The sequence below is a fragment of the Streptomyces sp. NPDC037126 genome (assembly GCF_055605965.1).
Genome location: NZ_JBVJTD010000010.1, coordinates 164,585 through 191,088 on the forward strand (window position 1 = coordinate 164,585; position 26,504 = coordinate 191,088).

Below are 26,504 nucleotides of genomic sequence, written 5' to 3' on the forward strand. Positions count from 1 at the left end.
GCGGGGCGTACGGTGTTCTCGACAGACCGGCGGCCCCGGGCGACACTTGTGCGGCCCCCGCCGGGGTGGCAGCCCCCTAGAGGAAGGTGTCCTTGTGCCCCGCCGCAGAATCGGCTTCTGGTACCGCTTCGCCGCGGTGATCTGCAAACCGCCGCTGGTGGTTCTGATCAAGCGGGACTGGCGTGGAATGGAGCACATTCCGGCCGAGGGCGGATTTATCACCGCGGTGAACCACAATTCCCACGTGGACCCCTTCGCCTACGCGCACTATCAGTACAACACCGGGCGGGTTCCGCGATTCCTGGCGAAGAGCGGGCTTTTCAAGAAGGGATTCGTGGGCGCCGCCATGCGCGGCACCGGGCAGATCCCCGTCTACCGCGAGAGCACGGACGCGCTCAGCGCCTTCCGCGCCGCGATCGACGCCGTGGAACGCGGCGAGTGCGTCGCCTTCTACCCCGAGGGCACCCTCACCCGCGACCCGAACGGCTGGCCCATGACCGGCAAGACCGGCGCCGCCCGCGTGGCCCTGCAGACCAAGTGCCCGGTCGTCCCGGTCGCCCAGTGGGGCGCCAACGAACTGCTGCCGCCCTACGCGAAGAAGCCGAACCTCCTCCCGCGCAAGACCCACCACGTCCTCGCGGGCCCGCCCGTGGACCTGTCGCGCTTCTACGACAGGGAGATGACCCCGGAGCTGCTCAAGGAGGCCACCGAGGTCATCATGGCCGCCATCACCCGCCTGCTGGAGGAGCTCCGCGGCGAGAAGGCGCCCGAGACGGCCTACGACCCCCGCCGCGAACGGATCGAGCAGCGCCGCCGCACCCAGGCGCAGACCCACGGCAGGCAGGAAGAGGAGCAGAGCAAGTGAGCAAGCCTGTGCGGGCCGCCGTCATGGGCACCGGCTCCTGGGGCACCGCCTTCGGCATGGTCCTCGCCGACGCCGGCTGCGAGGTGACCCTGTGGGCCCGCCGCCCGGAGCTGGCCGAGGCGGTCAACTCCACCCGGACCAACCCGGACTACCTGCCCGGCGTGGAGCTCCCGGAGAACCTGCACGCCACCGCGGACGCGGCCGAGGCCCTGCGGGACGCGGACTTCACCGTGCTCGCCGTCCCCTCCCAGACCCTGCGCGCCAACCTCGCCGAGTGGACCCCGCAGCTCGCCCCCGGCACCGTGCTCGTCTCCCTGATGAAGGGCGTCGAACTCGGCTCCACCATGCGGATGAGCGAGGTGATCGAGGACGTCGCCAAGGTGGGCGCCGACCGGATCGCCGTCGTCACGGGACCCAACCTGGCCCGGGAGATCGCCGCCCGCATGCCCGCCGCCGCGGTCGTCGCCTGCACCGACGAGCAGGTCGCCCGGCGCCTCCAGGGCGCCTGCCACACGCCCTACTTCCGGCCGTACACCAACACCGACGTGGCCGGCTGCGAACTCGGCGGCGCGGTCAAGAACGTCATCGGCCTCGCGGTCGGCATCGCCGACGGCATGGGGCTCGGCGACAACGCCAAGGGCTCGCTCATCACCCGCGGCCTCGCCGAGACCACCCGGCTCGGCATGGCGCTCGGCGCCGACCCGCTGACCTTCTCCGGGCTCGCGGGCCTCGGCGACCTGGTGGCCACCTGCTCCTCGCCGCTGTCCCGCAACCACACCTTCGGCACCAACCTCGGCAAGGGCATGACCCTCCAGGAGACCATCGCGGTCACCAGGCAGACCGCCGAGGGCGTCAAGTCCTGCGAGTCCGTGCTGGATCTGGCCCGCCGGCACGGCGTCGACATGCCGATCACCGAGACGGTCGTCGGCATCGTGCACGAGGGCAAGCCTCCGGTGGTCGCCCTCAAGGAGCTGATGTCGCGCAGCGCGAAGCCCGAGCGACGCTGAGCGAACCCCCTGAGTCGACGCTGTATCCGGGCTCTACCATTGGGTACTCTCATCGCGATATGAGCACCGAGAACCTCCCCCAGAGCCCTGAGCAGCCGTCCCGCAAGCCCCGCGTGGCCGTCGTGTTCGGCGGGCGCAGCTCCGAACACGGGATCTCCATGGTCACCGCGGGCGCCGTCCTGAACGCCATCGACCGGACCAAGTACGACGTCCTGCCGATCGGCATCACCAGGGAGGGCCGTTGGGTGCTGACGGCCGACGACCCGCAGCGGATGGCCATCACGGACCGGCGTCTGCCCGTCGTCGAGGAGCTGGCGGAGTCCCACGAGGGCGGAGTGGTGCTCCCCGTCGACCCCGCCAGCCGTGAGGTCGTCTACAGCGAGCCCGGCTCCGTGCCCAAGGCGCTCGGCGAGGTCGACGTCGTCTTCCCGGTGCTGCACGGCCCCTACGGCGAGGACGGCACCCTCCAGGGCCTCCTGGAGCTGTCCGGAGTCCCCTACGTGGGCGCCGGCGTGCTCGCCTCGGCCGTCGGCCAGGACAAGGAGTACATGAAGCGGGTCTTCACCTCCTTCGGGCTCAAGGTCGGCCCGTACGTGGTGATCCGGCCCCGCGAGTGGGCGCAGGACGAGTCCGCCGCCCGCAAGAAGATCATCGACTTCGCCGGCGAGCACGGCTGGCCGCTGTTCGTGAAGCCCGCGCGCGCGGGCTCGTCGATCGGCATCACCAAGGTCGACGACCTGTCCGGCCTGGACGAGGCGATCGCCGAGGCCCAGTCCCACGACCCGAAGATCCTCGTCGAGGCCGCCGTGCGCGGCCGTGAGATCGAGTGCGGCGTCCTGGAGTTCGAGGACGGGCCGCGCGCCTCCGTCCCGGCCGAGATCCCGCCGCCGGACGCGCACGCGTACTACGACTTCGACGCCAAGTACATCGACTCCACGCCCGGCATCGTCCCCGCGCCGCTCACCGACGAGGAGACCGCCGAGGTGCGGCGGCTCGCGGTCGAGGCGTTCGACGCGGCCTCTTGCGAGGGTCTGGTCCGCGCGGACTTCTTCCTCACCGAGGACGGCGAGTTCGTCATCAACGAGATCAACACCATGCCCGGCTTCACGCCGATCTCGATGTACCCGCAGATGTGGCAGGCCACCGGCATCAGCTACCCGGAGCTCGTGGACCGGCTGGTGCAGGCCGCGCTGCGCCGCTCCACCGGGCTGCGCTGAACCCTTACGCTCACTTCATGGAGGCGATCCCCGAGGGGATCGTCTTCTTGACGTAGGCCGCGAGGCCGGTGAGCACCGAGGTGCCCTCGTCCTGCGCCGACATCCCCTTGGGCAGGCTGATCTGCACATAGGCCACGCGGTTGGCGGTGGTGAACCGCCAGCTGCCGTCACCCTGCCGCTCCATCAGCCAGTCGACCCCGTCCACCCCGCCGGCCATGGCGTCCGGGTCGTCGCCCTGGGCCACCTCGGGGTCGATCATCTTCGGCGGTCGTACGACACCGCAGCGCAGTATGATCGCCGGGTTTCCCCAGCCCGCCGTGTAGGCGGACCGGGGTCCGGGGTCGTTGCGGCTTCGCCCGTCGAGCTTGCGCGGCAGCACCCGGTGCAGGTCCCGGCACACCGTCGCCGTCTTCGCGTCGGGACTGGGAACCGCCACCGTGGCGCTGTCGTCTGCCGAGGAGCAGCCCGCGACCGCGATCAGCAGCGCGGGCGCGAGCAGGCCGAGGGGCCGGTGACGGAAGAAGTTCACCGGCCAAGGGTAGACGGGGGCTACAGATGCACGACCGGGCAGGTCAGTGTGCGGGTGATGCCGTCCACTTGCTGGACCTTCGCTACCACCATGCGCCCCAGGTCGTCGACGGTGTCGGCCTGGGCGCGCACGATGACGTCATAGGGACCCGTCACGTCCTCCGCCTGGATCACTCCAGGGATCTTGCTGATCGTCTCGGCGACGGTCGACGCCTTGCCGACCTCCGTCTGGATCAGGATGTACGCCTGTACCACGGAACCTCCAGGGCGGCCACGAGGATCATGTGGGGAAAAGGAACGCCACGGTATCGCGTTGCCGCTCCCCGCGGGGAGACCTGCGGGAACCGGGCTTGCGCGCCAGGGTGCGGGCACGACGGAAGCTGACGGTCATCCGGACCGTTCCGACGGTCATCCGGACCGTATCTGCGTCACCTCGACGGTATCGGGGACACTGATGACGCGCGAGTGGGCACGGCAAGGCAGAGAAGGGGAGCAAGGGACATGAAGGGCACTGTTGGTGAGCTCGGGGAGTTCGGGCTCATCAGGGAGCTCACCTCCCGTCTCACCACCACCCCGGCGGTCCGGATCGGCCCCGGCGACGACGCCGCGGTGGTGGCCGCGCCCGACCGCCGGGTGGTGGCGAGCACCGACATCCTGCTCGAGGGACGGCACTTCCGCCGCGACTGGTCCACGGCCTACGACGTCGGGCGCAAGGCGGCCGCGCAGAACCTCGCGGACATCGCCGCCATGGGCGCCGTACCGACCGCGCTGCTGCTCGGCCTGGTCGTCCCGGCCGAACTCCCGGTCACCTGGCCCAGCGAGCTGATGGACGGGCTGCGCGACGAGTGCCAGGTCGCGGGCGCCTCCGTGGTCGGCGGGGACGTCGTACGCGGTGACACGATCACGGTGTCGATCACCGCGCTCGGCGATCTGCGCAACCAGGAGCCGGTGACCCGGGCCGGCGCCCAGCCCGGCGACCTCGTGGCCGTCACGGGCTGGCTGGGCTGGTCCGCGGCCGGCTACGCGGTGCTCTCCCGCGGCTTCCGCTCGCCGCGCGCCTTCGTGGAGGCCCACCGCAGACCCGAACCGCCTTACCACGCGGGCCCGGCCGCCGCGGCGCTCGGCGCGACCGCGATGTGCGACGTGAGCGACGGCCTGATCGCCGACCTCGGGCACATCGCCGAGTCCAGCAAGGTCCGCATCGACATCCGCTCCGGGGCGATCGACATCCCGACCCAGATGAACGACATCGGGCAGGCCGTCGGCGTCGATCCGCTGCAGTGGGTGCTGACCGGGGGAGAGGACCACGCGATCGTGGCGACCTTCCCGTCCGACACCAAGCTCCCGGCCCGCTGGAAGGTCATCGGCGAGGTCCTCAACCCCTCCGCGCTGCCCCAGGTGACCGTCGACGGGGCGCCCTGGACCAGCAAGGGCGGCTGGGACCACTTCGGGGACATCGAGTCATGATCCCGCGCGTGCTGACCGTGGCGGGCTCGGACTCCGGCGGCGGCGCCGGCATCCAGGCCGACCTGAAGACGATGCTGGCGCTCGGCGTGCACGGGATGAGCGTGATCACGGCGGTGACCGCGCAGAACTCCGTGGGCGTGCAGGGCGCCTGGGAGCTGCCCGTGGAGGCCGTACGGGCCCAGTACCGCAGTGTCGTCGACGACATCGGCGTGCAGGCCGTGAAGACCGGCATGCTGGCCTCGGCGGAACTGGTGGAGGCGGTCGCCGAGTTGATCTCCGGCACCGACGTGCCCGCCGTGGTGGACCCGGTGGGCGTCTCCAAGCACGGCGATCCGCTGCTCGCCGCGTCCGCGCTGGACTCCGTGCGGACCCGGCTGCTCCCGGCGGCCACGGTGGCCACCCCCAACCTCGACGAGGTGGGCCAACTCACAGGGGTGTGGGTCGAGTCCGAGGAGGATCTGCGGCGGGCGGCGGCGGCCGTGCTGGCGTACGGGCCGCGGTGGGTGCTGATCAAGGGCGGCCACCTGTCCGGGGACGCCGTCGACCTGCTCACGGACGGCTCCGAGGAGCACTGGCTGCGGGCCCCGCGCCAGGACAACCGGCACACCCACGGCACGGGCTGCACGCTGGCGTCCGCGATCGCGTCGGGGCTGGCCAAGGGCATGAGCGTGCCGGAGGCGGTCACCGAGGCCAAGGAGTACGTCACGGGCGCGATCGCCGCCGGGTTCGCCCTGGGCGCGGGGATCGGGCCGGTGGATCACGGCTGGCGCTCACGCGCCTGAGGCGCCCCGGCGCCCGGGCACGGCAAAAAGCCGGTCCACCGTGAGGTGGACCGGCTCAGTGCAGCGAACCAGCAGTGGCCGCGCGCTCAGCTGTTGGCGTCAGCGCGAGACCTTGCCGGCCTTGATGCACGAGGTGCAGGCGTTCACGCGCTTCGGCGTCCCGCCGACCACGGTACGCACACGCTGGATGTTCGGGTTCCAGCGGCGGGACGTACGGCGGTGCGAGTGCGAGATGTTGTTGCCGAAGCCCGGCCCCTTGCCGCAGACGTCGCAGTTGGCAGCCACGGGTCACTCCAAAGACTTCAGATGCACTTACGGTTGATCCCGGCATGCCGGGATCGAGATCATAAGTCCTGAGATCTTGAGTGGCGTTGCCAGGGGGAATGGCCCGATCGGGATCGGGCAACCGGAGCAGCATACAACGACTGCGTCCGTACAGCGAAACTACCATGGCAGCGCACGGCCCCGCTCCCGGCCCTCTTCCGGCGCACACCGCTGCGGGGTCTACGCTGCGTCCCACGTCCAGCCGGCTCAGGGAGGCGCAGGTGCCGCAGGTGCCGCAGACATTCTTCGATGCTCTCGCGGTGCGCACCTGGTGCGGTCTTGCGCTGCGCGCGCTGGGGAGCGCGCGCGAGGAGATCGACGCGATCAACGTCTATCCGGTCGCGGACGGGGACACCGGGACGAACCTGTACCTGACCCTGGAGTCCGCCGCGACGGCCGTGGAGGCCGTGTTCGCCGGGTACGGGACGGGGCCCGCGGAGCCGTCCCTCGCGGACGCGGTGCGCGCGATGGCCCACGGGGCGCTCATCGGCGCCCGGGGCAACTCCGGGACGATCCTGGCGCAGCTGCTGCGCGGCATGGCACAGGTGCTCGCCGACGGCGGCGACGGCCTCCGCGGCGACGGCACGGGACTGCGGCTCGCCCTGCGGCGGGCCGCCGACTCCGCCCGGCAGGCGGTGGCCCACCCCGTCGAGGGCACGGTGCTGACGGTCGCCTCGGCCGCCGCGGACGCCGCCGAGCGGGCCGAGGGCGACTGCGGGACGGTCGCGCGGGCCGCCTACGAGGGCGCCCGCGCGGCCCTGGCGGCGACCCCCGCCCAGCTGGCCGTCCTGGAGCGGGCCGGGGTGGTCGACGCGGGCGGCTGCGGCCTGGTCGCGGTCCTGGGGGCCCTGGTGGAGACGTGCACGGGGGAAGCGGCGTCCGGCGGGCCGGCGGTCGCCGGCGAGCAGGTGGCTCCCGGCGGATACGCGGTTTCCGGCGGGCACGCGCGCGAGGACGGCGCCCTTGGTGCGGAGGCCTGTGCCGAGGGCGCCGGGGCGGGGGGTCCTGCCTTCGAGGTGATCTACCTCCTGGAGGCCGGCGACGCGGCCGTGGCCCGGCTGCGCGCCCGGCTCGACGCCCTGGGCGACTCCCTGGTCGTCGTCGGCGGCGACGGGCTGTGGAACGTGCACGTGCACGTCGACGACGCGGGCGCCGCCGTGGAGGCGGGCGTGGAGGCCGGGCGGCCCTACCGGATTCGGATCACGCACTTCGGGCTCGGCGACGTGCACACCGGGGGCGAGCGGCCGCCGCGCGAGCGCGCGCAGCGGGCGGTCGTCGCCGTCGTGCCCGGCGAGGGCCTGGCCGGGCTGTACACCGAGGCGGGCGCGACGACCGTTCTCGCGCGCCCGGGGGAGCCGCCGGCCAGCGGGGAGCTGGTGCAGGCGCTCCGGCGCGCTCACGCGCGCGAGGTCGTCCTGCTGCCCAACGACGCCGAACTGCGCCACACCGCCGCCGCCGCGGCCGAGCAGGCCCGTGCGGAGGGCATCCGCGTGGCCCTGATCCCGACCCGCTCGGCCGTGCAGGGCATCGCCGCGCTCGCGGTGCACGAGCCCCAGCGCCGGTTCGACGAGGACGTGGTCCAGATGACCTCGGCGGCGGGCGCCACCCGGTACGCCGAGGTGGTCGTCGCCGAGCACGAGTCCTGGACCACGGCCGGCATCTGCCAGGCCGGCGACGTCCTGGGGCTGATCGACGGCGACGTCGCGGTGATCGGCCCGGACGTCACCGCCACCGCCGAGAACGTCCTTGACCGCATGCTCCAGGCCGGCGGTGAGCTGGTCACGCTCGTCGTCGGCGACGAGGCGCCCGCGACCGTCGCCGAGCGCCTGGAGGCGCGCGTACGGGAGTCCTACCTCGCCGTGGACACGGTCGTGTACCGGGGCGGCAGGCAGGGGGCGCTGCTGCTCATCGGAGTGGAGTGAGCGGGCGCCGGCTCAGCCCTCGACCCCCAGGATCCCTCCGGCCTCCGCCCGCCGTGCCCGGACGGTCTCGTCCTCGTCGCCGGCGTCCTCGTAGGCCGCGAGCACGGCACGCGCGCGTGCCGCCGCCTCGGCGTCACGCCCGAGTCCGGCCGCGATCCGGCCCGCCGCGAGTTCGGCACCGGTACGGCTGTGCAGCCCGTCCGCCCCGAGCGTGCCGAACACCTCGACCGCCCGGTCCAACTGCACCAGCGCGGCCTCGAAGACCCCCTGGCCACCACCCCTGCCGGCACCGTCGACCGCCCCGGCACGCGCTGCCCACCCGACACGCTCCGCCTCCGCGACGCGCTCCGCCTCCCCGGCAGGCTCTGCCCATCCGGCGTGTGCTGCCCGCCCGGAGTGTTCCGTGTCCGCAGCGCGCCCCGCCTGCCTGGCGTGTGCTGCTCCGACGCTCTCCACCTGCCCCCGCGGGGTCTGTCCGGTCTCCTCGGCAGGCTCTGCCGCTTCGGTACTTGCTGTCTCTCCGGCATGCCCCGCCTGCCCGGCGTGTGCTGCAGCTTCCCCGGGCTGTTCGTCCTCCGCCTCGGCGGACCGTTCCGCCTCCTCGGTCGCCGCGTGGGTCAGGAGGTCGCCGAACTGGCGGTGGGTGTTGCCGAGTTCCGCGGTGAGCCGGTCGCGCTCCGCGGGGTCGGCCGTGGCCTCCAGCGCGCGCTCGCACGCGTCCACCGCCTCCGCCATCAGCAGCCGCGCGCCGTCCGCCCCCGCCGGTGCCCGCAGCGCCAGCCAGGCGCGGGCGCGCAGGGACCGTACGAGGAAGTACGGGTTGCCGAGGCCCCGCCACAGTTCGCCCGCGCGCGCGTAGGCCCGGTCGGCCTCCTCCGGGAGGCCGGCGTTGCCGAGGGACTCGGCGGCGAGGTGGGCGAGCGTGGCGTGGTCCTGCTGCTCGGGCCAGTGCCGGGCGATGTCGGCGGCCCGCAGCCGGTGTTCGGCCGCCGCCCGGTGCTCGCCCAGCTCGCCCAGGCAGTCCCCGAGCCACCAGCGCGCCTGGACGACGGCCCCGTCGCCGTGCGTCTCCGCCCGCAGGTCGGCCAGCGCCGACTCCAGCACCTCGGCGGCCTCCGCGTACCGCCCCTGGCCCAGCAGGCAGCCGCCCAGCTGCTGGCGCGCCCAGGCGCCCAGCGTGCCGCTCTCACCGGCCTCGTCGGCCCAGTGAGCGGCCTCCAGGGCGTGCTCGGCTCCCTCCACGGCGTCGCCGCTTGCGGCGGCCACCTCGGCGAGCTGAAGATGCAGCTGGGCCCGCCCGGCCGGCTCCAGGTACGGCCCGCCGTGCTCCAGGGCCGAGCGCAGCGCCCGCTCGGTCCCGGCGGGGTCACCGGCCTCGTGGGCCAGGGCGGCGACCCGCACCTCGTGCTCCACCGCGAACCACGGCAGCCCGGCGGCCACGTACTCCTCGGCGGCCCGCCCGAGGAGCCGCGCCGCCCGCCCGGTGTCCCCGGCGGCCCCGGCGAGCTCGGCGAGCATGGCCCGCGCCTCGGCGACCCGCCCCCCGAGCCGTACGTCCTCCTCGCAGCGTCCCTCGACGAGCGCCAGCACCTCGCGGACCGCGGCCTCGGCGTCCGCGGCGGTGCCCTCCGCGCCCCGCTCGTGCACCCGGCGCACGAGGATCCGCGCCCGGCTCATCAGCACCGAGGCCGTCTGCCGCAGGCCGGTGCCCTCGTCGGCGTAGAGCGCGAGGACCTCGTCGTACAGGGCGGAGACGGCCGTCAGGGCCGCGTCCGCGTCGCCTCCGAGGGCGCGGAAGTGGGCCCCGCGCGCGCGTGCCGCCAGGGCCTCCCCGGGGTCGCCCGCCTCCGCGTACAGCGCGGCCGCCCGCTCGAACAGGGGGGCGCCCTCGGGGCCGCGGGCCATGGCCTCGTGGTCGGCGATCCGGGCGCGGTCGCCCGGCTCCAGCTCGGGGTCCCGCCCGGTGCGGGCGACGGCGGCCCACGCCTCCAGGGCCCCGGGCCGCAGGGTGTCCGACAGCCGCCGGGCCTCGGCGAGCAGGTCGTCCAGGCCGCGCTCGGCGGGCGGGTCCGCGGCCGGGGGAGCGGCCGCCGGCGCGGGGCGAGGCGCCGTCCGCACGCCCAGCGGCAGCCGTTCCACCTGCGGACGCTGCGCCATGCGCGCGCGTACCCGCTCCCCGACGTACGACGTGCCGTTGCGCGCGTCGAAGCGCTCCGCCAGTTCCAGCGCCTGCGCACGCGCGTGGGCGGCGAGTTCCCCCGCGGTCCAGCTCCGCCCGGCGGGGCCCGGCACCCGCTGCCGGCCCAGGCCCAGCTCGGTGAGCCGGTCCGTCAGCAGGGCCACCACGGCCAGGAAGTCGAGGCGGCTGCGCGGCTGCCCGGTGTCCGTGAAGTACGCGGGCCGCTCGGCGAGCAGTTCGAGGCCGCGCGCCTCGTTGCCGGTCAGCGCGCAGAACTCCACGTGGTCCGCGTAGGCGCCGCGCATGCTCTCCATGGGGCGTACGAGCCGCAGGCCCCGCAGATGGTGCGCGCGGGCCTCCTCGGCACGGCCCAGCCGCAGCAGCGGGGCCAGCGAGGAGGCGAGGACCGCGTGCGGCTCGTGCGCACAGGCGTACTCGCCCTCCAGCACCGGCCGCCACAGGTCCAGCGCCTCCGCGTCCCGGCCGCGCTCGGCCTGCCAGACGCCCTGCCCGTGCAGCTCGCAGGCGTGGCAGTCGGCCATCTCGTCCCGGTCGGCGGCGAGCCACGCGGCGTACGCCCGCTCCGCCCGCGCCAGGTCGCCGACGTGCGCGGCCACACTGAACTCGGCGGCGCGCACCGCCCGTTCGGAGTGACCGGCGAGCCGGTAGCGGTGCTCCATCTCGGTCAGCCAGCGCTCGACCGAGGCGAGCGGGATGTGCGGCTGGTCCAGCATCCCGGCCGACATCCACTTGAAGACCCAGTGCAGCGAGTGCGTCTCGTACGCGTCGAAGTCCTCGGGCCTCTCGTCCCACATGCGCAGCAGCCGCGCGAACGGGACGAACATCTTGTCCTTCTCGGAGCTGTAGTTGTAGACCTTCAGCTGGTGTCCGAGCGCCTCGACGACGGCCAGGGGGATGCCGAGTCCCTCCGCCTCGCCGAGCAGCTGCTCGGCGCGCGCGTTGCGGGCCGGGCCCTCCGGCTGCTCGGAGTTGTCCGCCATGGCCCGGCGCAGGTCGTCGAAGTCCGTGATCCCACCCATCAGTGACCGTTCTCCCCGTGTGCGGAGTCCCCGTGTGTGGCCCACTCCAGCAGGCCGATGAACGCCCGGTTGAGCAGCGCCGAGTCGGCCGGCCGCAGCGGGCGCTGCGCCATCAGCAGCGCCTGCCCGTACAGCGACTCGGTCGCGGTACCGGCCAGTTCGGGGTCGCCCAGCGAACTGATCCTGCGCACCAGCGGGTTGAGGTGGTTGAGTACCAGCCGCGCACGCGGGGCGCCGCCGCGCAGCGAGCCCAGGATGCCCGCCCACAGCTCGTCGGCCCGCTCCTCGGCCTCCGCCCGGGCCTGCTCGTGCCGGGCGGCCCGGTCGTCCAGCAGCAGCGCGGGCACGGACAGCGGGTGGAAGGCGCGCAGGACCACGTCACAGCCCAGCGGGTCGAGCTTCGCCCGCGCGGTCGCCAGGAAGCCCGACAGGGCCAGTTCCGCGGCCGGGTCGACCGTGTCCAGGTGCGCGGTCACGGTGTCCGCGTCCAGCTCGGCGACCACCGTGCCGGGCCGCACCGACGGCAGCGCCTCGACCAGCTCGCTGTCGTACGTGTAGCCGCCGTTGACCACCCCGACGCCCTGCGCGGAGGCGATCGGCGCGACCTGCCGGTACTCCTCGACGGTCCGGGTGAAGTGCACCACGGGGTGCCGCTGCGCGAACTCCTCCAGGGACAGCTGCCCGTCCGTGGTCTCGAACGGCAGCCACGGCAGCATCGTGCGCAGCATGGCGTGGTCGTGCCGCGCCAGCGACTTCACGCCCAGGTGGTGCACGGCCAGGAAGGCCGCCAGCCGGTCCGGCTCACCGGCGGCGAGCCCGGTGAGCCAGGAGCGAATCCTTTCCCCGAGGGCGTCCCGCACGGCGGCGAGCGTCTCGTCCTCGTACAGCGACTCACGCGAGGCGGTGGGCCGCAGACTGTCGGTGTCCAGCACGCAGCGCACGAAGAACGCCCAGTCCGGCAGGAGCTGTTCGGCCCGCTCGGTCAGCAGCATGCCCTTCAGGTGCACCCGGTGGGTGGCCCGCTGGGCGGGGCTGACCGCCGACGGCAGCACGTACGCCACCCCGCGGATCCCGGCCAGCGGCACGTCCAGGTCGATCGAGTCCAGCGGCGTGAACCCGAACAGCTCCCGGCAGTGCCGGGCCAGCGCGACCCGGCGCGTGGCGGGGCTCGGGTAGGGGCGGCTCCAGGGCGCGGGCAGGTCCGTGACCGGCTCCTCGTCCACCCGGACGTCGTACGGCAGCAGTGAGCCGAAGTCCCGGGCCAGGGCGAGGACGCGCTCGGGCGTGAGCCACTCGGCCGCGCCGGGCCGTGCCGTCAGGTGCACGGTCGTGCCGGGCTCGGGCCGCGCCGAGCCGGGCAGGGTCCGCACGGTGTACGAGCCGTCGTCACGCGCCGTCCACTCCACGGGTGGCGCGTCCGGCGTACGGGCGCTGCGGCTGACCACCCGGATCCGCTCGGCGACGACGAAGCAGGCGAGCAGCCCGATGCCGAACTGGCCGAGGAAGTCGGACCGGGCCTCCTGCAGGCCCTCGGCCCGCTTGGAGCTGCGGCCGATGGTGGCCAGCAGGTCGTGCACGTCCGACTCGGTGAGCCCGACGCCGCTGTCCTCCACGCGCAGGCCGCCGTCCGCCGTGTGCAGCCGGACCAGGGCCGGGGCGTTCGGCTGCTCGGCCCGCCGCGCGGTGACGGCGTCCACCGCGTTCTGCAGCAGCTCGCGGAGATAGACCTTGGGGCTGGAGTAGAGGTGATGGGAGAGCAGGTCCACCAGACCGCGCAGGTCGACCTGGAACGTGTGAGGTGGTTGGGGTGACCGGGGTGCCTGGGATGACTGTGAGGTCTGGGAGTCCATCGTCACTGCGCCGGTGGGGGACTGCGTACGGCGCGGGGTCGGGCGGCCCCGCTGTGGAGACGGTGACCGCGAAGGATGGCCGGAGCGCGCCATCCTAGGGCCGGAACAGCCCACCTGACCAGGGGTTTCCCGGAGGAATACGGCACCTTGGGACGAATCCGCAGGGCAGCGTCTACGGCATTGTCGGTGGTGTGGTGTGCAATGGATCTCGTGCCCGCACTGGAAGAACCACTGAAACAGCCACTGAAGTCAGTGCTCGGCCCCGCCACCGCGAAGGTGATGGCCGAGCACCTCGGCCTGCACACCGTCGGCGACCTCCTGCACCACTACCCGCGCAGATACGAGGAGCGCGGCCAGCTCACCCACCTCGCCGACCTCCCCATGGACGAGCACGTCACGGTGGTCGCCCAGGTCGCCGACGCCCGCCTGCACAGCTTCGCCTCGGCCAAGGCGCCCCGGGGCAAGGGCCAGCGCCTCGAGGTCACGATCACCGACGGCAGCGGCCGGCTCCAGCTGGTCTTCTTCGGCAACGGCGTGCACAAGCCGCACAAGGACCTGCTGCCGGGCACGCGCGCGATGTTCGCCGGCAGGGTCTCCGTCTTCAACCGCCGCCTCCAACTGGCCCATCCCGCGTACGAGTTGCTGCGCGGCGACGGCGACGAGGCGGTCGAGACCTGGGCCGGCGCCCTGATCCCCATCTACCCGGCCACCGCCAAGCTGGAGTCCTGGAAGATCGGCAAGGCGGTCCAGACGGTCCTCCCCACCGCCCAGGAGGCGCTCGACCCCCTGCCGCCCGCCCTGCGCGAGGGCCGCGGCCTGCTCCCCCTCCCCGAGGCCCTGCTCAAGATCCACCGTCCGCACACCAAGGCGGACATCGCCGACGCCCGCGCCCGCCTGAAGTGGGACGAGGCGTTCGTCCTCCAGGTGGCCCTGGCCCGCCGCCGGCACGCCGACACCGAGCTCCCGGCGGTCCCCCGCGCCCCGAGGCCCGATGGCCTCCTCACGGCGTTCGACGACCGGCTGCCCTTCACCCTCACCGAGGGCCAGCGGAAGGTCTCCAGGGAGATCTTCGACGACCTGGCCGAGGAGCACCCGATGCACCGCCTCCTGCAGGGCGAGGTCGGCAGCGGAAAGACGATGGTGGCCCTGCGCGCCATGCTCGCCGTCGTGGACGCCGGCGGGCAGGCGGCCATGCTCGCGCCCACCGAGGTCCTCGCCCAGCAGCACCACCGCTCGGTCACCGAGATGATGGGCGAGCTGGCCGAAGGCGGCATGCTGGGCGGCACCGAGCACGCCACCAAGGTGGTCCTGCTCACCGGCTCGATGGGCGCGGCGGCCCGCCGCCGGGCCCTGCTCGACCTGGCCACCGGCGAGGCCGGCATCGTCATCGGCACACACGCCCTGATCGAGGACAAGGTCCAGTTCCACGACCTCGGCCTGGTCGTGGTCGACGAACAGCACCGCTTCGGCGTCGAACAGCGCGACGCCCTGCGCGGCAAGGGCAAACAGCCCCCGCACCTCCTCGTCATGACGGCCACCCCGATCCCGCGCACGGTCGCGATGACCGTCTTCGGCGACCTGGAGACCTCGGTCCTCGACCAGCTCCCCGCCGGCCGCTCCCCGATCGCCAGCCATGTCGTCCCGGCCGCCGACAAGCCCCACTTCCTCGCCCGCGCCTGGGAGCGCGTGCGCGAGGAGGTCTCGAACGGCCACCAGGCGTACGTCGTCTGCCCCCGCATCGGGGACGAGGAGGACGACCCCAAGAAGGCCGGCCGCAAGGGGTCCCCCGAGGACGAGGCCGAGAAGCGGCCCCCGCTCGCGGTCCTCGACGTGGCCGAGCAGCTGGGCCGGGGCCCCCTCACGGGTCTGCGGGTCGAGGTCCTGCACGGCAGGATGCACCCGGACGACAAGGACGCGGTGATGCGCCGCTTCGCGGCGGGCGAGACCGACGTGCTGGTCGCCACCACGGTCATCGAGGTCGGCGTCAACGTCCCCAACGCCACGGCCATGGTCATCATGGACGCCGACCGCTTCGGCGTCTCCCAGCTCCACCAGCTGCGCGGCCGGGTCGGCCGCGGCTCGGCCCCCGGACTCTGCCTCCTGGTCACGGAGATGCCCGAGGCGAGCCCCGCCCGCCAGCGCCTGAACGCGGTCGCCGCCACCCTGGACGGCTTCGAGCTCTCCCGCATCGACCTCGAACAGCGGCGCGAGGGCGACGTCCTCGGCCAGGCCCAGTCCGGCGCCCGCTCCAGCCTCCGGGTCCTCGCGGTCATCGAGGACGAGGAGGTCATCGCGGAGGCGCGCGAGGAGGCGGCGGCCCTGGTGGCGGCCGACCCCGGTCTCACCGGCCTCCCGGGCCTGCAGACGGCCCTGGACGCCCTTCTGGACGAGGAGAGGGAGCAGTACCTGGAGAAGGGATGAGGGGCCCCTGCCGGGGGCCCGGGGCCGTATGGACCACGCGGCTACCGCCGCGCGGCCGCGGCCAGCCACAATGAACGGGAAAGCGCCCACGAAGAAGGACTCCACACATGACCCGCGTGATCGCCGGCCGGGCCGGCGGACGGCGCCTCGCAGTACCCCCGGGCACCGGAACCCGGCCCACCTCCGACCGCGCGCGCGAAGGCCTCTTCTCCACCTGGCAGTCGCTGTTGGGCGGCCCCCTCGACGGCGAACGCGTCCTCGACCTCTACGCCGGCTCGGGAGCCGTGGGCCTGGAGGCCCTCTCCCGCGGCGCCGGCCACACCCTCCTGGTCGAGGCGGACGCCCGCGCGGCGAGGATCGTCCGGGAGAACGTGAAGAACCTCGGCCTCCCCGGTGCCGAGGTGAGAGCGGGCAAAGCGGAACAAGTCATCAGGACGGCGCCCCCCGAGGAGCCGTACGACCTCGTCTTCCTCGACCCGCCCTACGCCGTCACGGACGACGATCTTCGCGAGATTCTCCTCACACTCCGCTCGTTGGGCTGGCTCGCGAAGGACGCCCTCGTCACCGTGGAGCGCAGCACCAGAGGCGGCGAATTCCACTGGCCGGACGGCTTCGAGGCGATCCGGTCCCGTCGTTACGGCGAGGGAACGTTTTGGTACGGTCGCGCCGCCTCTACGTGCGAAGACGCACGATGACCGGACCGGAGAGCGAGGGATCACTAGTGCGCCGCGCCGTCTGTCCCGGGTCGTTCGACCCGATCACCAACGGACATCTCGACATCATCGCCAGGGCCTCCCGTCTGTACGACGAGGTCTACGTCGCGGTGATGATCAACAAGGCCAAGAAGGGCCTGTTCGAGATCGAGGAGCGGATCGAGCTGATCCGCGAGGTCACCTCCGACTACGCCAACGTCCGGGTCGAGGCCTTCCACGGCCTCCTCGTCGACTTCTGCAAGCAGCGCGACATCCCCGCGATCGTCAAGGGCCTGCGCGCCGTCAGCGACTTCGACTACGAGCTGCAGATGGCCCAGATGAACATCGGCCTCACCGGCGTCGAGACGCTGTTCGTGCCGACCAACCCCACGTACAGCTTCCTGTCCTCCTCGCTCGTCAAGGAGGTCGCGGCCTGGGGCGGCGACGTCTCGCACCTCGTGCCGCCGGCGGTCCTGGACGTCCTGAACGAACGCCTCCGCAAGGGCTGATGGGACTACAGTCGTCCCGTCCGTCTCCATCCCGGCTGTAGAGAGTGGCGAGCACAGGTGGACGTGCAGAAGAAGCTCGACGAGATCGTCTCCTCGGTCTCCGGCGCCCGGGGCATGCCCATGTCGGCCTCGTGCGTGATCAACCGCGCCGAGCTGCTCGCGATGCTGGAGGAGGTGCGCCAGGCCCTGCCCGGCTCCCTCGCGCAGGCGCAGGAGCTGATCGGTGACCGCGAGCAGATGGTGGAGCAGGCCCGGCTGGAGGCCGAGCGGATCATCGACCACGCGCACGCCCAGCGCGGCTCGCTGATCTCCGACACCGAGATCGCCCGCCGCTCCCAGGCCGAGGCGGACCGGATCCTCGCCGAGGCGGGCAAGGAGGCCGAGGAGGTCCGCGCCGAGGCCGACGACTACGTCGACTCCAAGCTCGCCAACTTCGAGGTCGTCCTCACCAAGACCCTCGGCTCCGTCGGCCGCGGCCGCGAGAAGCTGCTCGGCACGGGCCCCGGCCTGGACGAGAACGGCTACGAGGACGAGGACGCCCCGGAGCGCAGCCAGGACCCGGAGACCCTGCGCCACAACGCCGACGCGTACGTGGACGCCAAGCTGGGCGCCTTCGAGGCGGTGCTCGCCAAGACCCTGGAGGCCGTCGGCCGCGGCCGGCAGAAGCTGCACGGCCGTATCGCCACCGACGACCTCGGCGCCCTCGCCGACGACGCCACGACCTTCCAGCACTCCAGCGACGCCGACTACCTCGCCGACCTCGCGGCCCTCGCGGAGCAGGACGCCCCGGCCGAGCAGCCGCAGGCACCGTCGTACGACCCGCGGACGGCCTACGCGCCCACCGCCGGCTACGCCCCGGCGCAAGGCGCCCCCGTCGACCCGCAGCAGGACCCGTACGGCGCGTTCCCGCAGCAGCCCGCCTACGGCCAGCAGCAGGACCCGTACGGCTACCAGCAGGCCGACCCGTACGCCACGGCCTCCGGCTTCGCGCAGGCGGACGGCGCCCACTACCAGGGCTCGTACGACCCCCAGCAGGCCGTCTACGACCCGCACCAGGCCCACCAGGCGGCCCAGCAGCCCCAGCAGGGGTACGCCCTGGACGAGACCAGCCTCTTCGACACCGGCATGATCAGTGCGGAGCAGCTGCGGGCCTACGAGCAGGGCCGCGGTCTGTAGCGAGGGGCCCGATTGGGTCCTGAGCGAAAGGTCCAGTATCCTGGCTCTTCGGTCGCGCGTACGTCCGCGATCGACGCTGCCCGGGGACACCGTCGGGTGGCGTCCCTCCGAGTTCGTGGATCGAAAGCAGGAATGGCTCCCAACGCCCGCCTTGACCACCGCAACCCCCTCGTGATCGACACGCACGAGCTGGGTCGGCGTCCTGGTGCGCTGCAGCGCCTGACCCGCGAGATCGACGCCCCCGGGGATCTAGGGATCCAGGGAGTCGTCGGAGTGCCGCAAGGCGCCCCGATGGAGCTCGAACTCCGGCTCGAGTCGGTCATGGACGGGGTGCTTGTCACAGGTACCGCCCGTGCCGCCGCCGAGGGGGAGTGCGTAAGGTGTCTGGAGCCGGTCGAGCTCGAGCTCGATGCGGACTTCCAGGAGATGTTCTCGTACCCTGACGCCGACGACCGGGGCCGCGTGATCGCGGAACCGGGCGACGACGCCGAGGACGACGAGGACAGGCTCCTTGTCGAGGACGGTCTGATCGACCTCGAGCCCGTGCTGCGCGATGCGGTGGTGCTCGCACTGCCGATGCAGCCGGTGTGCCAGGAAGACTGCCCGGGTCTGTGCTCCGAATGCGGAGTGCGGCTCGCGGACGACCCGGACCACCACCACGACGCCGTCGACATTCGTTGGGCGGCTTTGCAGGGACTCGCCGGATCCACGACGGACGGCGAGAAGGACGAGATGAGCGGCGGCGCGCCTCAGTCAGCACGCGCCGACGAGAAGCAGGAGAAGTAGCCGTGGCTGTTCCGAAGCGGAAGATGTCGCGCAGCAACACGCGCCACCGCCGGTCGCAGTGGAAGGCTGCGGTCCCCACCCTGGTTGCGTGCGAGCGCTGCCACGAGCCCAAGCAGCAGCACATCGCGTGCCCGTCTTGCGGCACCTACAACAAGCGCCAGGTCCTCGAAGTCTGAGCGGGCTGGTGAGAGGCACTGTGTCCAGTCCCAAGAAGGCGGAAGACGCCGCGGACGCACCCGCCAAGAAGAAGGCGGACCATCAGGCCTCGTCCCACACGCTTCTGGAAGGGCGGCTCGGCTATCACGTCGAGTCCGCCCTTCTGGTGCGCGCGCTGACCCACCGTTCCTACGCGTACGAGAACGGCGGTCTGCCGACGAACGAGCGGCTGGAGTTCCTCGGGGACTCCGTGCTCGGCCTCGTCGTCACGGACACGCTGTACCGCACCCACCCCGACCTGCCCGAAGGCCAACTGGCCAAGCTGCGGGCCGCGGTGGTCAACTCTCGTGCGCTGGCGGAGGTGGGCCGCGGCCTCGACCTGGGCGCCTTCATCCGGCTCGGCCGTGGTGAAGAGGGCACGGGCGGCCGGGACAAGGCGTCCATTCTCGCCGACACCCTCGAAGCGGTGATCGGCGCGGTCTATCTCGACCAGGGCCTCGACGCGGCCTCCGAACTGGTGCACCGCCTGTTCGACCCGCTGATCGAGAAGTCCTCCAATCTGGGCGCGGGCCTGGACTGGAAGACGTCCCTGCAGGAGCTGACCGCGATCGAGGGACTCGGCGTGCCCGAGTACCTGGTCACGGAGACCGGCCCCGACCACGAGAAGACCTTCACTGCTGCCGCCCGCGTCGGAGGCGTCTCGTACGGCACCGGCACCGGCCGCAGCAAGAAAGAGGCGGAGCAGCAGGCCGCCGAGTCCGCCTGGCGGTCCATCCGGGCCGCCGCGGACGAGCGCGCCAAGGCGGCCGAGGCGGCCGCCGAGGAAGCCGCGCGGAACGACGACACGTCGTCCGCCACCGCCTGACGAAGCACGACCGAAGCGCCCGCCCGGAGTCCGTACTCCGGGCGGGCGTTCGGCTCCTCCACCGGACCGTACGGGGGTCGCGATGCCCGAGTTGCCCGAGGTCGAGGTCGTCCGGCGCGGCCTCGCACGGTGGGTCGCCCACCGCACCGTCGCCGAGACCGAGGTGCTGCACCCGCGCGCCGTGCGCCGGCACGTGGCCGGCCCCGACGACTTCGCGCACCGGCTCAAGGGCCACCACATCGGCACCCCCAGCCGGCGCGGCAAGTACCTGTGGCTGCCGCTGGAGGAGACCAACCAGTCGGTCCTCGCGCACCTCGGCATGAGCGGGCAGCTGCTGGTGCAGCCGCACGAGGCGCCGGACGAGAAGCACCTGCGCATCCGGATCCGGTTCGCCGACGGCCTCGGCACCGAACTCCGCTTCGTCGACCAGCGCACCTTCGGCGGGCTGTCGTTGCACGACAACACCCCCGACGGCCTGCCCGACGTCATCGCGCACATCGCCCGCGACCCGCTCGATCCGCTGTTCGACGACGACGCCTTCCACCAGGCGCTGCGCCGCAAGCGCACCACCATCAAACGGGCCCTGCTGGACCAGTCGCTGATCAGCGGGGTCGGCAACATCTACGCGGACGAGGCGCTCTGGCGCGCCCGCATCCACTACGAGCGCCCGACCGCCGGCTTCACCCGCCCGGTCACCGCCGGGCTCCTCGGCCATGTGCGGGACGTGATGAACGCGGCCCTGTCCGTCGGCGGCACCAGCTTCGACAGCCTGTACGTCAACGTCAACGGCGAGTCGGGCTACTTCGACCGCTCGCTCGACGCCTACGGTCGGGAGGGCGAGCCCTGCCGCCGCTGCGGCACCCCCGTTCGCCGCCGTCCCTGGATGAACCGTTCCAGCTACTTCTGCCCGACGTGCCAGCGCCCGCCGCGGCTCCGCGTCACCGGCCAGAGCTGAGAGGAACACCCGTATGGCGCTGCCCGGACAGGACGAGTTCTCGCTCGTCCTGCGCACCGACTTCTCCGACGACTCGGTCTGGGAGCGGCTGTGCACGCAGATCGAGTCGTCGGAGGAGTACTCCACGGCGATCCTCCTGAGCGATCCCCGGTTCGCCGGGGTGAGCGTCCAGGCGCTGGTCGACGAGGACGCCGCCGCGGACGACGACGAGAAGGTCTTCTACGTGTTCCTCGCGGACGAGGCCACCATGGCGGACGCCGAGCACCGGCTCCTGGCCGTCGACCTCGCCGACGAGCCCGGCCGGAGCTTCCGGGTCCCGCCCCGGTGGTTCTCCGACATCTCCGTCAACCTCGGCATAGCGAACATGGACTTCGCCGAGTTCGCGGACTCCGTCGACGCCTCCGGCACCTACCGGGGCTTCGGCGACGACTGACGGCCGCCCGGCCTAGGCCGGTTCCCTGGTGTCGTACGCCTCGCGGGCCGCCAGCACCTCGTCCATCGACCCTTCCACGCAGTGGATGAGCGCCAGCAGCCGTCCGGCGACCTCGCGGCCGAGCGGGGTCAGTTCGTAGTCCACGCGGGGCGGGTTCGTCGGCTGTGCCTCGCGGTGCACCAGGCCGTCCCGCTCCAGGGACTGCAGGGTCTGGGAGAGCATCTTCTCGCTCACCCCGTCCACGCGGCGGCGCAGCTCGTTGAAGCGCAGCGAGCCCTCGTGCAGCGCGCCCAGCGTCAGTCCGCCCCAGCGGCCCGTGACGTGCTCCAGCGTCCCCCGTGACGGGCAGGCCTTGGCGAAGACGTCGTAGGCGAGGTCCTCGTGGGCCTCGGTGTGGTCCTCAGTGCGGGCGCTCATGACCGCAAGAGTACGCGTGCACAGCGCTAACCACCAGGTTGCACTAACCAGAAGTTAGTGCTTTCCTGTGGTTATTGCTTCCGAGCTGCCCTTCCGGGTTCCGAGCCGCCTTTCCGAGGAGTACCCATGACTTCCCCCGTCGTTTCCATCGCCTACCACTCCGGATACGGCCACACCGCCGTCCTCGCCGAGGCCGTCCGTGCCGGTGCCGCGGAGGCGGGTGCCGAGGTGCACCTGGTCAAGGTCGACGAGATCACCGAGGAGCAGTGGGAGACGCTGGACCGCTCCGACGCGATCGTCTTCGGTTCGCCCACCTACATGGGCACCGCCTCCGGCGCCTTCCACGTCTTCGCCGAGGCCACCTCCAAGCGCTGGTTCGGCCTGGACTGGCAGGACAAGCTGGCCGCCGGCTTCACCAACTCCGGCTCCAAGAGCGGTGACAAGCTGCACACCCTGCAGTTCTTCCAGATCCTCGCCGCCCAGCACGGCATGCACTGGGTCAACCTCGGCCTGCACCCGGGCTGGAACACCACCGCCGCCTCGGAGTACGACCTCAACCGGCTCGGCTTCTTCGCCGGCGCCGCCGCCCAGACCCACAACGACCAGGGTCCCGAGGGCGTGCACAAGGCGGACGTCGCCACGGCCGAGCACCTGGGCCGCCGGGTGACCGAGACGGCGAGGACGTTCGCCCGGGGCCGCGCCGCGGCGTAGGGTCCGGCCGTGCCCGGCGCCGCCCGAGATCGACATGGCCGATCCTCTACGTCTCGTAGTAGTTTGAGCGTCCGTGGGCGACCTGGCCGGAGCAGCGAGGGAGGTGCCAGGTGGTGGACGGCAAGGACGGCCGGCGGCGTGCGCGGGGCGAGCTGGAAGCCGAGGTGCTGGCCGCGCTGTGGGCGGCCGGCGCCCCGGTGGCCGCGGCCGTGGTCCAGGAACGGGTCGACGGTGCGGCGTACACGACGGTGCTGACGATCCTGACGCGGCTGTGCGACAAGGGGATGGTGACCCGGCGGCGGCAGGGGCGCAGCCATGTGTACGCCCCGGTGGACGATCAGGCCGGAGTCGCGGCGGCGGGGATGCACTCGCTGCTCGACGAGGGCGGGGACCGCGCGGCCGTGCTGGCCCGGTTCGTCTCGGACCTGTCGGCGGAGGACGAGCGGCTGCTGGAGCGGCTGCTGCACGCAGACGCTCCCGACCGGGGATGAGACCTGCCCCGGCCGCCGCCGGCGCGCGCCCGGACGCCGTCGGCCCGTCCGGCACCTCGTCTCCGTCCCCGCCCGTCGTGCGGAGCCGGCGGCCCGCCGGACACCGGCAGCGGGGCCGCCGCACCCTGGCGTGACCGCTCGGCCGACGGCCCTGCCGTCCGGGGGGCCGGCTCCCGGTCAGGCGAGGGTGAAGTAGGCCAGGCTGCCGAGTCCGGCCAGGGTGCAGTAGACGGCGAACGGGATCAGGGTTCGGTTCTCGAAGTACCGGACGAGGTAGCGGGTGGCGAGGTAGGCCGCGATGAAGGCGGCGACGCTGCCCGCCAGCAGGGGTCCGCGCAGGCCGTTGCCCTCGGAGCCGAGGAGCGGCGGCAGCTTGAGCAGCGCGGCCCCGCCGATCACCGGGGTGGCGAGCAGGAACGCGAACCGGGCGGAGTCCTCGTGGTTGAGGCCCTTGAAGATGCCGGCGCTGATGGTCGAGCCGGAGCGGCTGATGCCCGGGAGCAGGGCGAGGATCTGCGCCGCCCCGATCGTCGCGGCCTGGCGCATGGTCATCCGAGTGATCCGCAGGTCGGACAGCTCGTCCGGGCTCAGTTGCTCCTCGTCCGGGGTGACGGCGTCCTCCGCGCGCCTGCGGCCGGTGCCGCCGCGCCGCAGCTGTTCGGTGACGAAGAGGACGATGCCGTTGAGGGCCAGGAAGATCGCGGTCGGAACGGGCCGCCCGAGCGTCGTGCGGAAGACCTTGTCGAGCGCTACACCGGCGACGCCGACGGGGATGCAGGCCGTGACGATCAGCCAGGCGAGCCGCTGGTCCACGGTCTGGATGCGGCGCTGCGTGATGGACGTGCCCAGTCCGCGGACCACCCTGACCCAGTCGCGCCAGAAGAAGACGACCAGTGCCAGTGCGGTGGCCAGGTGGAGGCCCACCAGTTCGTTGAGGTAGAGGGATCCGTCGGCCGAGACGTCCAGGTCGTGCTTCCAGTGTCCGCCCAGGAGGGCGGGTATCAGGATGCTGTGCCCGAGGCTGGAGACCGGGAACAGCTCGGTGACGCCTTGCAGCAGGCCGACGCCTATGGCTTCGGGGTAGGTCAGGACGGACATGGATGGCCTTTGGCTCGGGATGCAGAAGTGAGGCTGCCAAGAAGCTACTACATCTTGTAAAAGATGATGGGCCGCGTCCGAGGTGTTCACCCCGCAGCCCCGCGGACTTCACCGGGCAAGGACATCCGCCGGCGGCCCCGAAGTGCTGCGCGGCCGCCGTGCGGAGCGCGTCCACGGTGAAGTCCGGCCGAACCGGCATGTGGCGACGCGGTGTTGGCGGACCGCGCCGAACGGACCGGCAAGTGGGCCGGGCGCCACGGCCGTTGTCAACCGGACGAACCAAGTCCCCTCCTGGGCGGCGGACTTCGCCGAAGGGGTCCAGGACACCGAGGAGGAGGATCGGCCCGCGCCGGCCGCGGCCCGCCACTTCAGCACGTACAAGGCGGTGGGGGCGGTCCTGGTACGACGGCCTGCCGACTTCGTACGATGGCCTGCCGACTTCTTAGTGCTCCCTGCCGATGGTCGGCGTTTCGCCCCGGCCGGGGCCGGGGCCGGGGCCGGGGCCGGACGGCACGGCGAACGGGACGGGGTGTGACATGACCCGCCCCGATCGGGCGCGGACCGAGGCCCCCGGCGGAAAGCCGCTGCTCCCAGGCCCCTCGCGCAGACATGCCCGGGCCCCGCGGCCGGTGTACGGTCGCCTTACGGCGTAGGTGTGTGGACTTCGCGGCCGACGGACGGGCCGGTGCCCTGCGCCCGGGGAGTGCCCATGTCTCAGAAGACGAACATCGCCGCTCAGACCGCTTTCGGAGAGGCCGTCGTCACGGGCGACCTCGATGCCCTCGACACGATCGTCGCCCCCGACTCCGTCGACCACGATCCCGCCCCGGGACAGGGGCCCGGGCCCGACGGGTTCAAGGCCATGTTCGGGGAGTACCGGGAGGCCTTTCCCGACCTCAACATCGAGGTCGAGCATCTGGTGGCGACCGACGACGAGTTGGCCTTCGCCTACACCATCACCGGGACGCATCTCGGACCGCTGATGGGGCAGCCGGCGACCGGCAAGAGGGTGAGCTACCGGGGCATGCAGATCAGCCGCTTCGACGGCGACGGCAAACTCGTCGAACGCTGGGGCAGCAGCGACGAACTCGGCATGTTGCGCCAGCTCGGCCTCGCCGACGGCTGACCCGGGCACGGGGCGCAGGGGCGCGCTGACCCGGGGGCGCCTCAGTTGCCGAGCAGGTGAAGGACCGGCCCGTCCCCCTGCTACCGCCGATGTCCCCATGCGTACGGTTCCGTTGCCGTCGTCTTCCGCCGTCAGGATCCGCCACTCATGAGCCCCCGCATTCCCTCTCCTCGGCCGATCGGCTGGGTTGTCGTCGAGTGTTCGACCTGGTCAGGCGAGGAGGAAGAGGAGGGGACGCTGCCCGGATTCGGCGATCCTCGCACCATACGGCGGTCCGCCCGTCTGGGCTGAAGATCGATCGGGCTACGCTGCGCGGATGGCATGGACGAGGCCGACGTATCGCTTGGTGGACGGGGAACGGATCGACGGGGCGTGGTGCCACGTGTGGACCAAGTCGTACGCGGGCTACTGCCTGGCTGATCTCTTCGTCTATGCCGACGGCGCGATTCACTGCGTGGACGAGATGGATCTGCGGGGGCTCCGGGAGAGGCTGACGTCCGGATCGATCGCCCTCAGGGACCCTGAACGCCCGGCCCCGGCGCCGACCAGGGAGGGCCCCCGGTGGTCCGCCCGCTATCCGGAACCGTTGACGGACGAGGGCTTCGTAGGGGAGGTACAGGACGAGATCGAGTCACTGAACGGGCGGCCGACCAGTTCCGACCGGTGCTGGGAGGCGATTCGGCGCTACCTGCGGGAGCCCACCGAGGACAACCGGCAAGGTGTCCGGGCGGCGTATCTGACCATTCCGGCGCATCGGCGGGTCTATGTACTGGGCGACATGGACCTGCAGGACGTCCCCCTGCGAAAGCTGGTCACCGATCTCGGCGAGCCCGTGGGCGGCGACGGCCCGATCGCCACGGCGGAGATGTACCGCGAGGTGAGGGAGTACTTCCAGGCCGGCGACCGGGGCGTGGAACGAAGCCGTGAGCTGTACGGAATGCTGTATGCCGATGATTCGCGAGAGACGGGGATCCCCGCGATCACGTCGAATGAACGGCTCAACCCACCGAACGAACCGCCGGAGCGACTGGACCTGTTCGTCTTGCGCAACGAGTTCCCGGCGCCGTTCTTCCACCGAGGCCAGCGATATCCAACGGTGCTGCACGGCTACTGGGCCTTGGCGGCGGCCGACCGCTCCGACCACGATCACATCCGCGACGCGACCACGGTTCGCGAAGCCCATGAGGCCGGCGGTCGCGTCCCGCTGCGGCCCGAGTGGGTCCTCGTCCGCACCGCCGTCATGGCCGCGCTGTTGCGCGCGAAGTTCACCCAGCACCCCGAGCTCGCCGAGGTGCTGCTGTCCACGGGCGACGCCAGAATCAGCTACACCGGGATCTCGGAGTCACCGCACTGGACCGACCGCGGTCCGCGGGAAGGCCGGAACTGGGTGGGTCGCCTGCTCGAACTCACCCGCGCTGAACTCCTGGCAGACCGGGTTGTCCCCGAGGGAGGGTAGCCACGCCCCAGGAACCATCTGCCCCCCGGAT

At 72.4% G+C, this 26,504-nt stretch carries 25 protein-coding genes and 1 pseudogene; 19 read left to right on the forward strand and 7 right to left on the reverse strand.

Annotated elements, in window-relative coordinates; translation table 11 throughout:
• Positions 1-94: 94 nt before the first annotated feature.
• Genes ACZ7FF_RS22875 through ACZ7FF_RS22885 form a run of 3 tightly spaced genes read left to right on the forward strand, consistent with a single transcriptional unit; the run spans position 95 to position 3,089 of the window.
• Positions 95-865 carry a lysophospholipid acyltransferase family protein gene (locus ACZ7FF_RS22875; RefSeq protein ID WP_470814101.1) on the forward strand — a complete coding sequence of 257 codons (771 nt, stop codon included), beginning with the start codon at positions 95-97 and terminating at the stop codon, positions 863-865.
• Complete coding sequence (locus tag ACZ7FF_RS22880; RefSeq protein WP_470814102.1) at positions 862-1,872, forward strand: NAD(P)H-dependent glycerol-3-phosphate dehydrogenase; 1,011 nt, start codon at positions 862-864, stop codon at positions 1,870-1,872. Before ACZ7FF_RS22875 ends, ACZ7FF_RS22880 begins: the two co-directional genes overlap by 4 nt.
• 59 nt (positions 1,873-1,931) lie before the next feature.
• Entirely contained in the window at positions 1,932-3,089 is a 1,158-nt protein-coding gene (locus ACZ7FF_RS22885) for a D-alanine--D-alanine ligase family protein (RefSeq protein ID WP_470814103.1), read from the forward strand.
• A 10-nt stretch (positions 3,090-3,099) separates the two neighbouring features.
• Here ACZ7FF_RS22885 and ACZ7FF_RS22890 read toward each other — a convergent pair whose 3' ends face one another.
• On the reverse strand, positions 3,100-3,618 hold the full coding sequence (locus ACZ7FF_RS22890; protein WP_470814104.1) for a DUF3515 domain-containing protein: 519 nt from the start codon (positions 3,616-3,618) through the stop codon (positions 3,100-3,102).
• A 20-nt stretch (positions 3,619-3,638) separates the two neighbouring features.
• Positions 3,639-3,872 carry an Lrp/AsnC family transcriptional regulator gene (locus ACZ7FF_RS22895; protein WP_003997603.1) on the reverse strand — a complete coding sequence of 78 codons (234 nt, stop codon included), beginning with the start codon at positions 3,870-3,872 and terminating at the stop codon, positions 3,639-3,641.
• Positions 3,873-4,118: 246 nt separating this feature from the next.
• On the opposite strand from ACZ7FF_RS22895, the gene ACZ7FF_RS22900 reads away from it, so the two are divergent.
• The gene (locus tag ACZ7FF_RS22900; RefSeq protein WP_470814105.1) at positions 4,119-5,084 is read left to right on the forward strand and encodes a thiamine-phosphate kinase; all 966 of its coding nucleotides are present in this window, start codon (positions 4,119-4,121) and stop codon (positions 5,082-5,084) included.
• Positions 5,081-5,866: a bifunctional hydroxymethylpyrimidine kinase/phosphomethylpyrimidine kinase gene (thiD, locus tag ACZ7FF_RS22905; RefSeq protein WP_470814106.1), complete on the forward strand. Its 786-nt coding sequence runs from the start codon at positions 5,081-5,083 to the stop codon at positions 5,864-5,866. Before ACZ7FF_RS22900 ends, thiD begins: the two co-directional genes overlap by 4 nt.
• Positions 5,867-5,965: 99 nt before the next feature.
• On the opposite strand, the gene rpmB is transcribed toward thiD, so the two are convergent.
• Positions 5,966-6,151, reverse strand: coding sequence for a 50S ribosomal protein L28 (gene rpmB / locus ACZ7FF_RS22910; RefSeq protein ID WP_003993230.1), 186 nt, complete (start codon positions 6,149-6,151; stop codon positions 5,966-5,968).
• 260 nt (positions 6,152-6,411) lie between these two features.
• On the opposite strand from rpmB, the gene ACZ7FF_RS22915 reads away from it, so the two are divergent.
• Positions 6,412-8,112, forward strand: a complete 1,701-nt coding sequence (locus ACZ7FF_RS22915) for a DAK2 domain-containing protein (RefSeq protein ID WP_470814107.1) — start codon at positions 6,412-6,414, stop codon at positions 8,110-8,112.
• A gap of 12 nt (positions 8,113-8,124) precedes the next feature.
• Here the strand turns inward: ACZ7FF_RS22915 and ACZ7FF_RS22920 are convergent, their stop codons facing one another.
• Complete coding sequence (locus ACZ7FF_RS22920; RefSeq protein ID WP_470814108.1) at positions 8,125-11,331, reverse strand: tetratricopeptide repeat protein; 3,207 nt, start codon at positions 11,329-11,331, stop codon at positions 8,125-8,127.
• Positions 11,331-13,181, reverse strand: a complete 1,851-nt coding sequence (locus ACZ7FF_RS22925; protein WP_470814109.1) for an HSP90 family protein — start codon at positions 13,179-13,181, stop codon at positions 11,331-11,333. The genes ACZ7FF_RS22920 and ACZ7FF_RS22925 overlap by 1 nt, the downstream gene beginning before the upstream one ends.
• A 201-nt stretch (positions 13,182-13,382) precedes the next feature.
• On the opposite strand from ACZ7FF_RS22925, the gene recG reads away from it, so the two are divergent.
• The 9 genes and pseudogenes from recG to ACZ7FF_RS22970 all read left to right on the forward strand — a co-directional run bounded on the left by recG (position 13,383) and on the right by ACZ7FF_RS22970 (position 21,174).
• Complete coding sequence (gene recG / locus ACZ7FF_RS22930) at positions 13,383-15,602, forward strand: ATP-dependent DNA helicase RecG (protein WP_470814110.1); 2,220 nt, start codon at positions 13,383-13,385, stop codon at positions 15,600-15,602.
• A gap of 95 nt (positions 15,603-15,697) precedes the next feature.
• Positions 15,698-16,297, forward strand: a pseudogene (gene rsmD / locus ACZ7FF_RS22935) (16S rRNA (guanine(966)-N(2))-methyltransferase RsmD); the annotation flags it as partial.
• A 26-nt stretch (positions 16,298-16,323) separates the two neighbouring features.
• Entirely contained in the window at positions 16,324-16,803 is a 480-nt protein-coding gene (gene coaD, locus ACZ7FF_RS22940) for a pantetheine-phosphate adenylyltransferase (RefSeq protein ID WP_470814217.1), read from the forward strand.
• Positions 16,804-16,860: 57 nt separating this feature from the next.
• Complete coding sequence (locus ACZ7FF_RS22945; RefSeq protein ID WP_470814111.1) at positions 16,861-17,979, forward strand: ATP synthase F0 subunit B; 1,119 nt, start codon at positions 16,861-16,863, stop codon at positions 17,977-17,979.
• 132 nt (positions 17,980-18,111) lie between these two features.
• Positions 18,112-18,765, forward strand: coding sequence for a YceD family protein (locus ACZ7FF_RS22950; RefSeq protein WP_470814112.1), 654 nt, complete (start codon positions 18,112-18,114; stop codon positions 18,763-18,765).
• Positions 18,766-18,767: 2 nt separating this feature from the next.
• Positions 18,768-18,941, forward strand: a complete 174-nt coding sequence (gene rpmF, locus ACZ7FF_RS22955) for a 50S ribosomal protein L32 (protein ID WP_003951102.1) — start codon at positions 18,768-18,770, stop codon at positions 18,939-18,941.
• A gap of 8 nt (positions 18,942-18,949) precedes the next feature.
• Complete coding sequence (gene rnc, locus ACZ7FF_RS22960) at positions 18,950-19,786, forward strand: ribonuclease III (protein ID WP_470814113.1); 837 nt, start codon at positions 18,950-18,952, stop codon at positions 19,784-19,786.
• Positions 19,787-19,868: 82 nt separating this feature from the next.
• Entirely contained in the window at positions 19,869-20,741 is an 873-nt protein-coding gene (gene mutM, locus ACZ7FF_RS22965) for a bifunctional DNA-formamidopyrimidine glycosylase/DNA-(apurinic or apyrimidinic site) lyase (protein WP_470814114.1), read from the forward strand.
• 13 nt (positions 20,742-20,754) lie between these two features.
• Positions 20,755-21,174 carry a DUF6924 domain-containing protein gene (locus ACZ7FF_RS22970; protein WP_470814115.1) on the forward strand — a complete coding sequence of 140 codons (420 nt, stop codon included), beginning with the start codon at positions 20,755-20,757 and terminating at the stop codon, positions 21,172-21,174.
• Positions 21,175-21,186: 12 nt separating this feature from the next.
• Here ACZ7FF_RS22970 and ACZ7FF_RS22975 read toward each other — a convergent pair whose 3' ends face one another.
• Positions 21,187-21,591 carry a winged helix-turn-helix transcriptional regulator gene (locus ACZ7FF_RS22975; protein ID WP_470814116.1) on the reverse strand — a complete coding sequence of 135 codons (405 nt, stop codon included), beginning with the start codon at positions 21,589-21,591 and terminating at the stop codon, positions 21,187-21,189.
• Positions 21,592-21,717: 126 nt separating this feature from the next.
• On the opposite strand from ACZ7FF_RS22975, the gene ACZ7FF_RS22980 reads away from it, so the two are divergent.
• Complete coding sequence (locus ACZ7FF_RS22980) at positions 21,718-22,302, forward strand: flavodoxin family protein (RefSeq protein ID WP_470814117.1); 585 nt, start codon at positions 21,718-21,720, stop codon at positions 22,300-22,302.
• A 110-nt stretch (positions 22,303-22,412) separates the two neighbouring features.
• Complete coding sequence (locus ACZ7FF_RS22985; protein ID WP_470814118.1) at positions 22,413-22,793, forward strand: BlaI/MecI/CopY family transcriptional regulator; 381 nt, start codon at positions 22,413-22,415, stop codon at positions 22,791-22,793.
• Positions 22,794-22,970: 177 nt separating this feature from the next.
• Here the strand turns inward: ACZ7FF_RS22985 and ACZ7FF_RS22990 are convergent, their stop codons facing one another.
• Positions 22,971-23,891, reverse strand: coding sequence for an undecaprenyl-diphosphate phosphatase (locus ACZ7FF_RS22990; protein ID WP_470814119.1), 921 nt, complete (start codon positions 23,889-23,891; stop codon positions 22,971-22,973).
• 709 nt (positions 23,892-24,600) lie between these two features.
• Between ACZ7FF_RS22990 and ACZ7FF_RS22995 the strand changes: the two genes are divergently transcribed.
• Together ACZ7FF_RS22995 and ACZ7FF_RS23000 are read left to right on the forward strand one after the other, a co-directional pair.
• On the forward strand, positions 24,601-25,017 hold the full coding sequence (locus tag ACZ7FF_RS22995) for an ester cyclase (RefSeq protein ID WP_470814120.1): 417 nt from the start codon (positions 24,601-24,603) through the stop codon (positions 25,015-25,017).
• Positions 25,018-25,333: 316 nt separating this feature from the next.
• A complete protein-coding gene (locus tag ACZ7FF_RS23000; RefSeq protein ID WP_470814121.1) occupies positions 25,334-26,473 on the forward strand; it encodes an NADAR family protein in 1,140 nt (379 codons plus the stop codon).
• The last annotated feature ends 31 nt before the right edge of the window (positions 26,474-26,504 follow it).

Excerpts from the sequence above, each read along its gene's own strand:
- ACZ7FF_RS22900 (WP_470814105.1), top strand. The coding sequence starts at position 4,119 with ATGAAGGGCACTGTTGGTGAGCTCGGGGAGTTCGGGCTCATCAGGGAG.
- ACZ7FF_RS22990 (WP_470814119.1), bottom strand. The coding sequence starts at position 23,891 with ATGTCCGTCCTGACCTACCCCGAAGCCATAGGCGTCGGCCTGCTGCAA.
- thiD (WP_470814106.1), top strand. The coding sequence starts at position 5,081 with ATGATCCCGCGCGTGCTGACCGTGGCGGGCTCGGACTCCGGCGGCGGC.
- ACZ7FF_RS22970 (WP_470814115.1), top strand. The coding sequence starts at position 20,755 with ATGGCGCTGCCCGGACAGGACGAGTTCTCGCTCGTCCTGCGCACCGAC.
- ACZ7FF_RS22950 (WP_470814112.1), top strand. The coding sequence starts at position 18,112 with ATGGCTCCCAACGCCCGCCTTGACCACCGCAACCCCCTCGTGATCGAC.
- ACZ7FF_RS22975 (WP_470814116.1), bottom strand. The coding sequence starts at position 21,591 with ATGAGCGCCCGCACTGAGGACCACACCGAGGCCCACGAGGACCTCGCC.
- recG (WP_470814110.1), top strand. The coding sequence starts at position 13,383 with ATGGATCTCGTGCCCGCACTGGAAGAACCACTGAAACAGCCACTGAAG.
- ACZ7FF_RS22920 (WP_470814108.1), bottom strand. The coding sequence starts at position 11,331 with ATGGGTGGGATCACGGACTTCGACGACCTGCGCCGGGCCATGGCGGAC.
- ACZ7FF_RS22980 (WP_470814117.1), top strand. The coding sequence starts at position 21,718 with ATGACTTCCCCCGTCGTTTCCATCGCCTACCACTCCGGATACGGCCAC.
- mutM (WP_470814114.1), top strand. The coding sequence starts at position 19,869 with ATGCCCGAGTTGCCCGAGGTCGAGGTCGTCCGGCGCGGCCTCGCACGG.
- ACZ7FF_RS22995 (WP_470814120.1), top strand. The coding sequence starts at position 24,601 with ATGTCTCAGAAGACGAACATCGCCGCTCAGACCGCTTTCGGAGAGGCC.
- ACZ7FF_RS22885 (WP_470814103.1), top strand. The coding sequence starts at position 1,932 with ATGAGCACCGAGAACCTCCCCCAGAGCCCTGAGCAGCCGTCCCGCAAG.
- ACZ7FF_RS23000 (WP_470814121.1), top strand. The coding sequence starts at position 25,334 with ATGGCATGGACGAGGCCGACGTATCGCTTGGTGGACGGGGAACGGATC.
- ACZ7FF_RS22925 (WP_470814109.1), bottom strand. The coding sequence starts at position 13,181 with ATGGACTCCCAGACCTCACAGTCATCCCAGGCACCCCGGTCACCCCAA.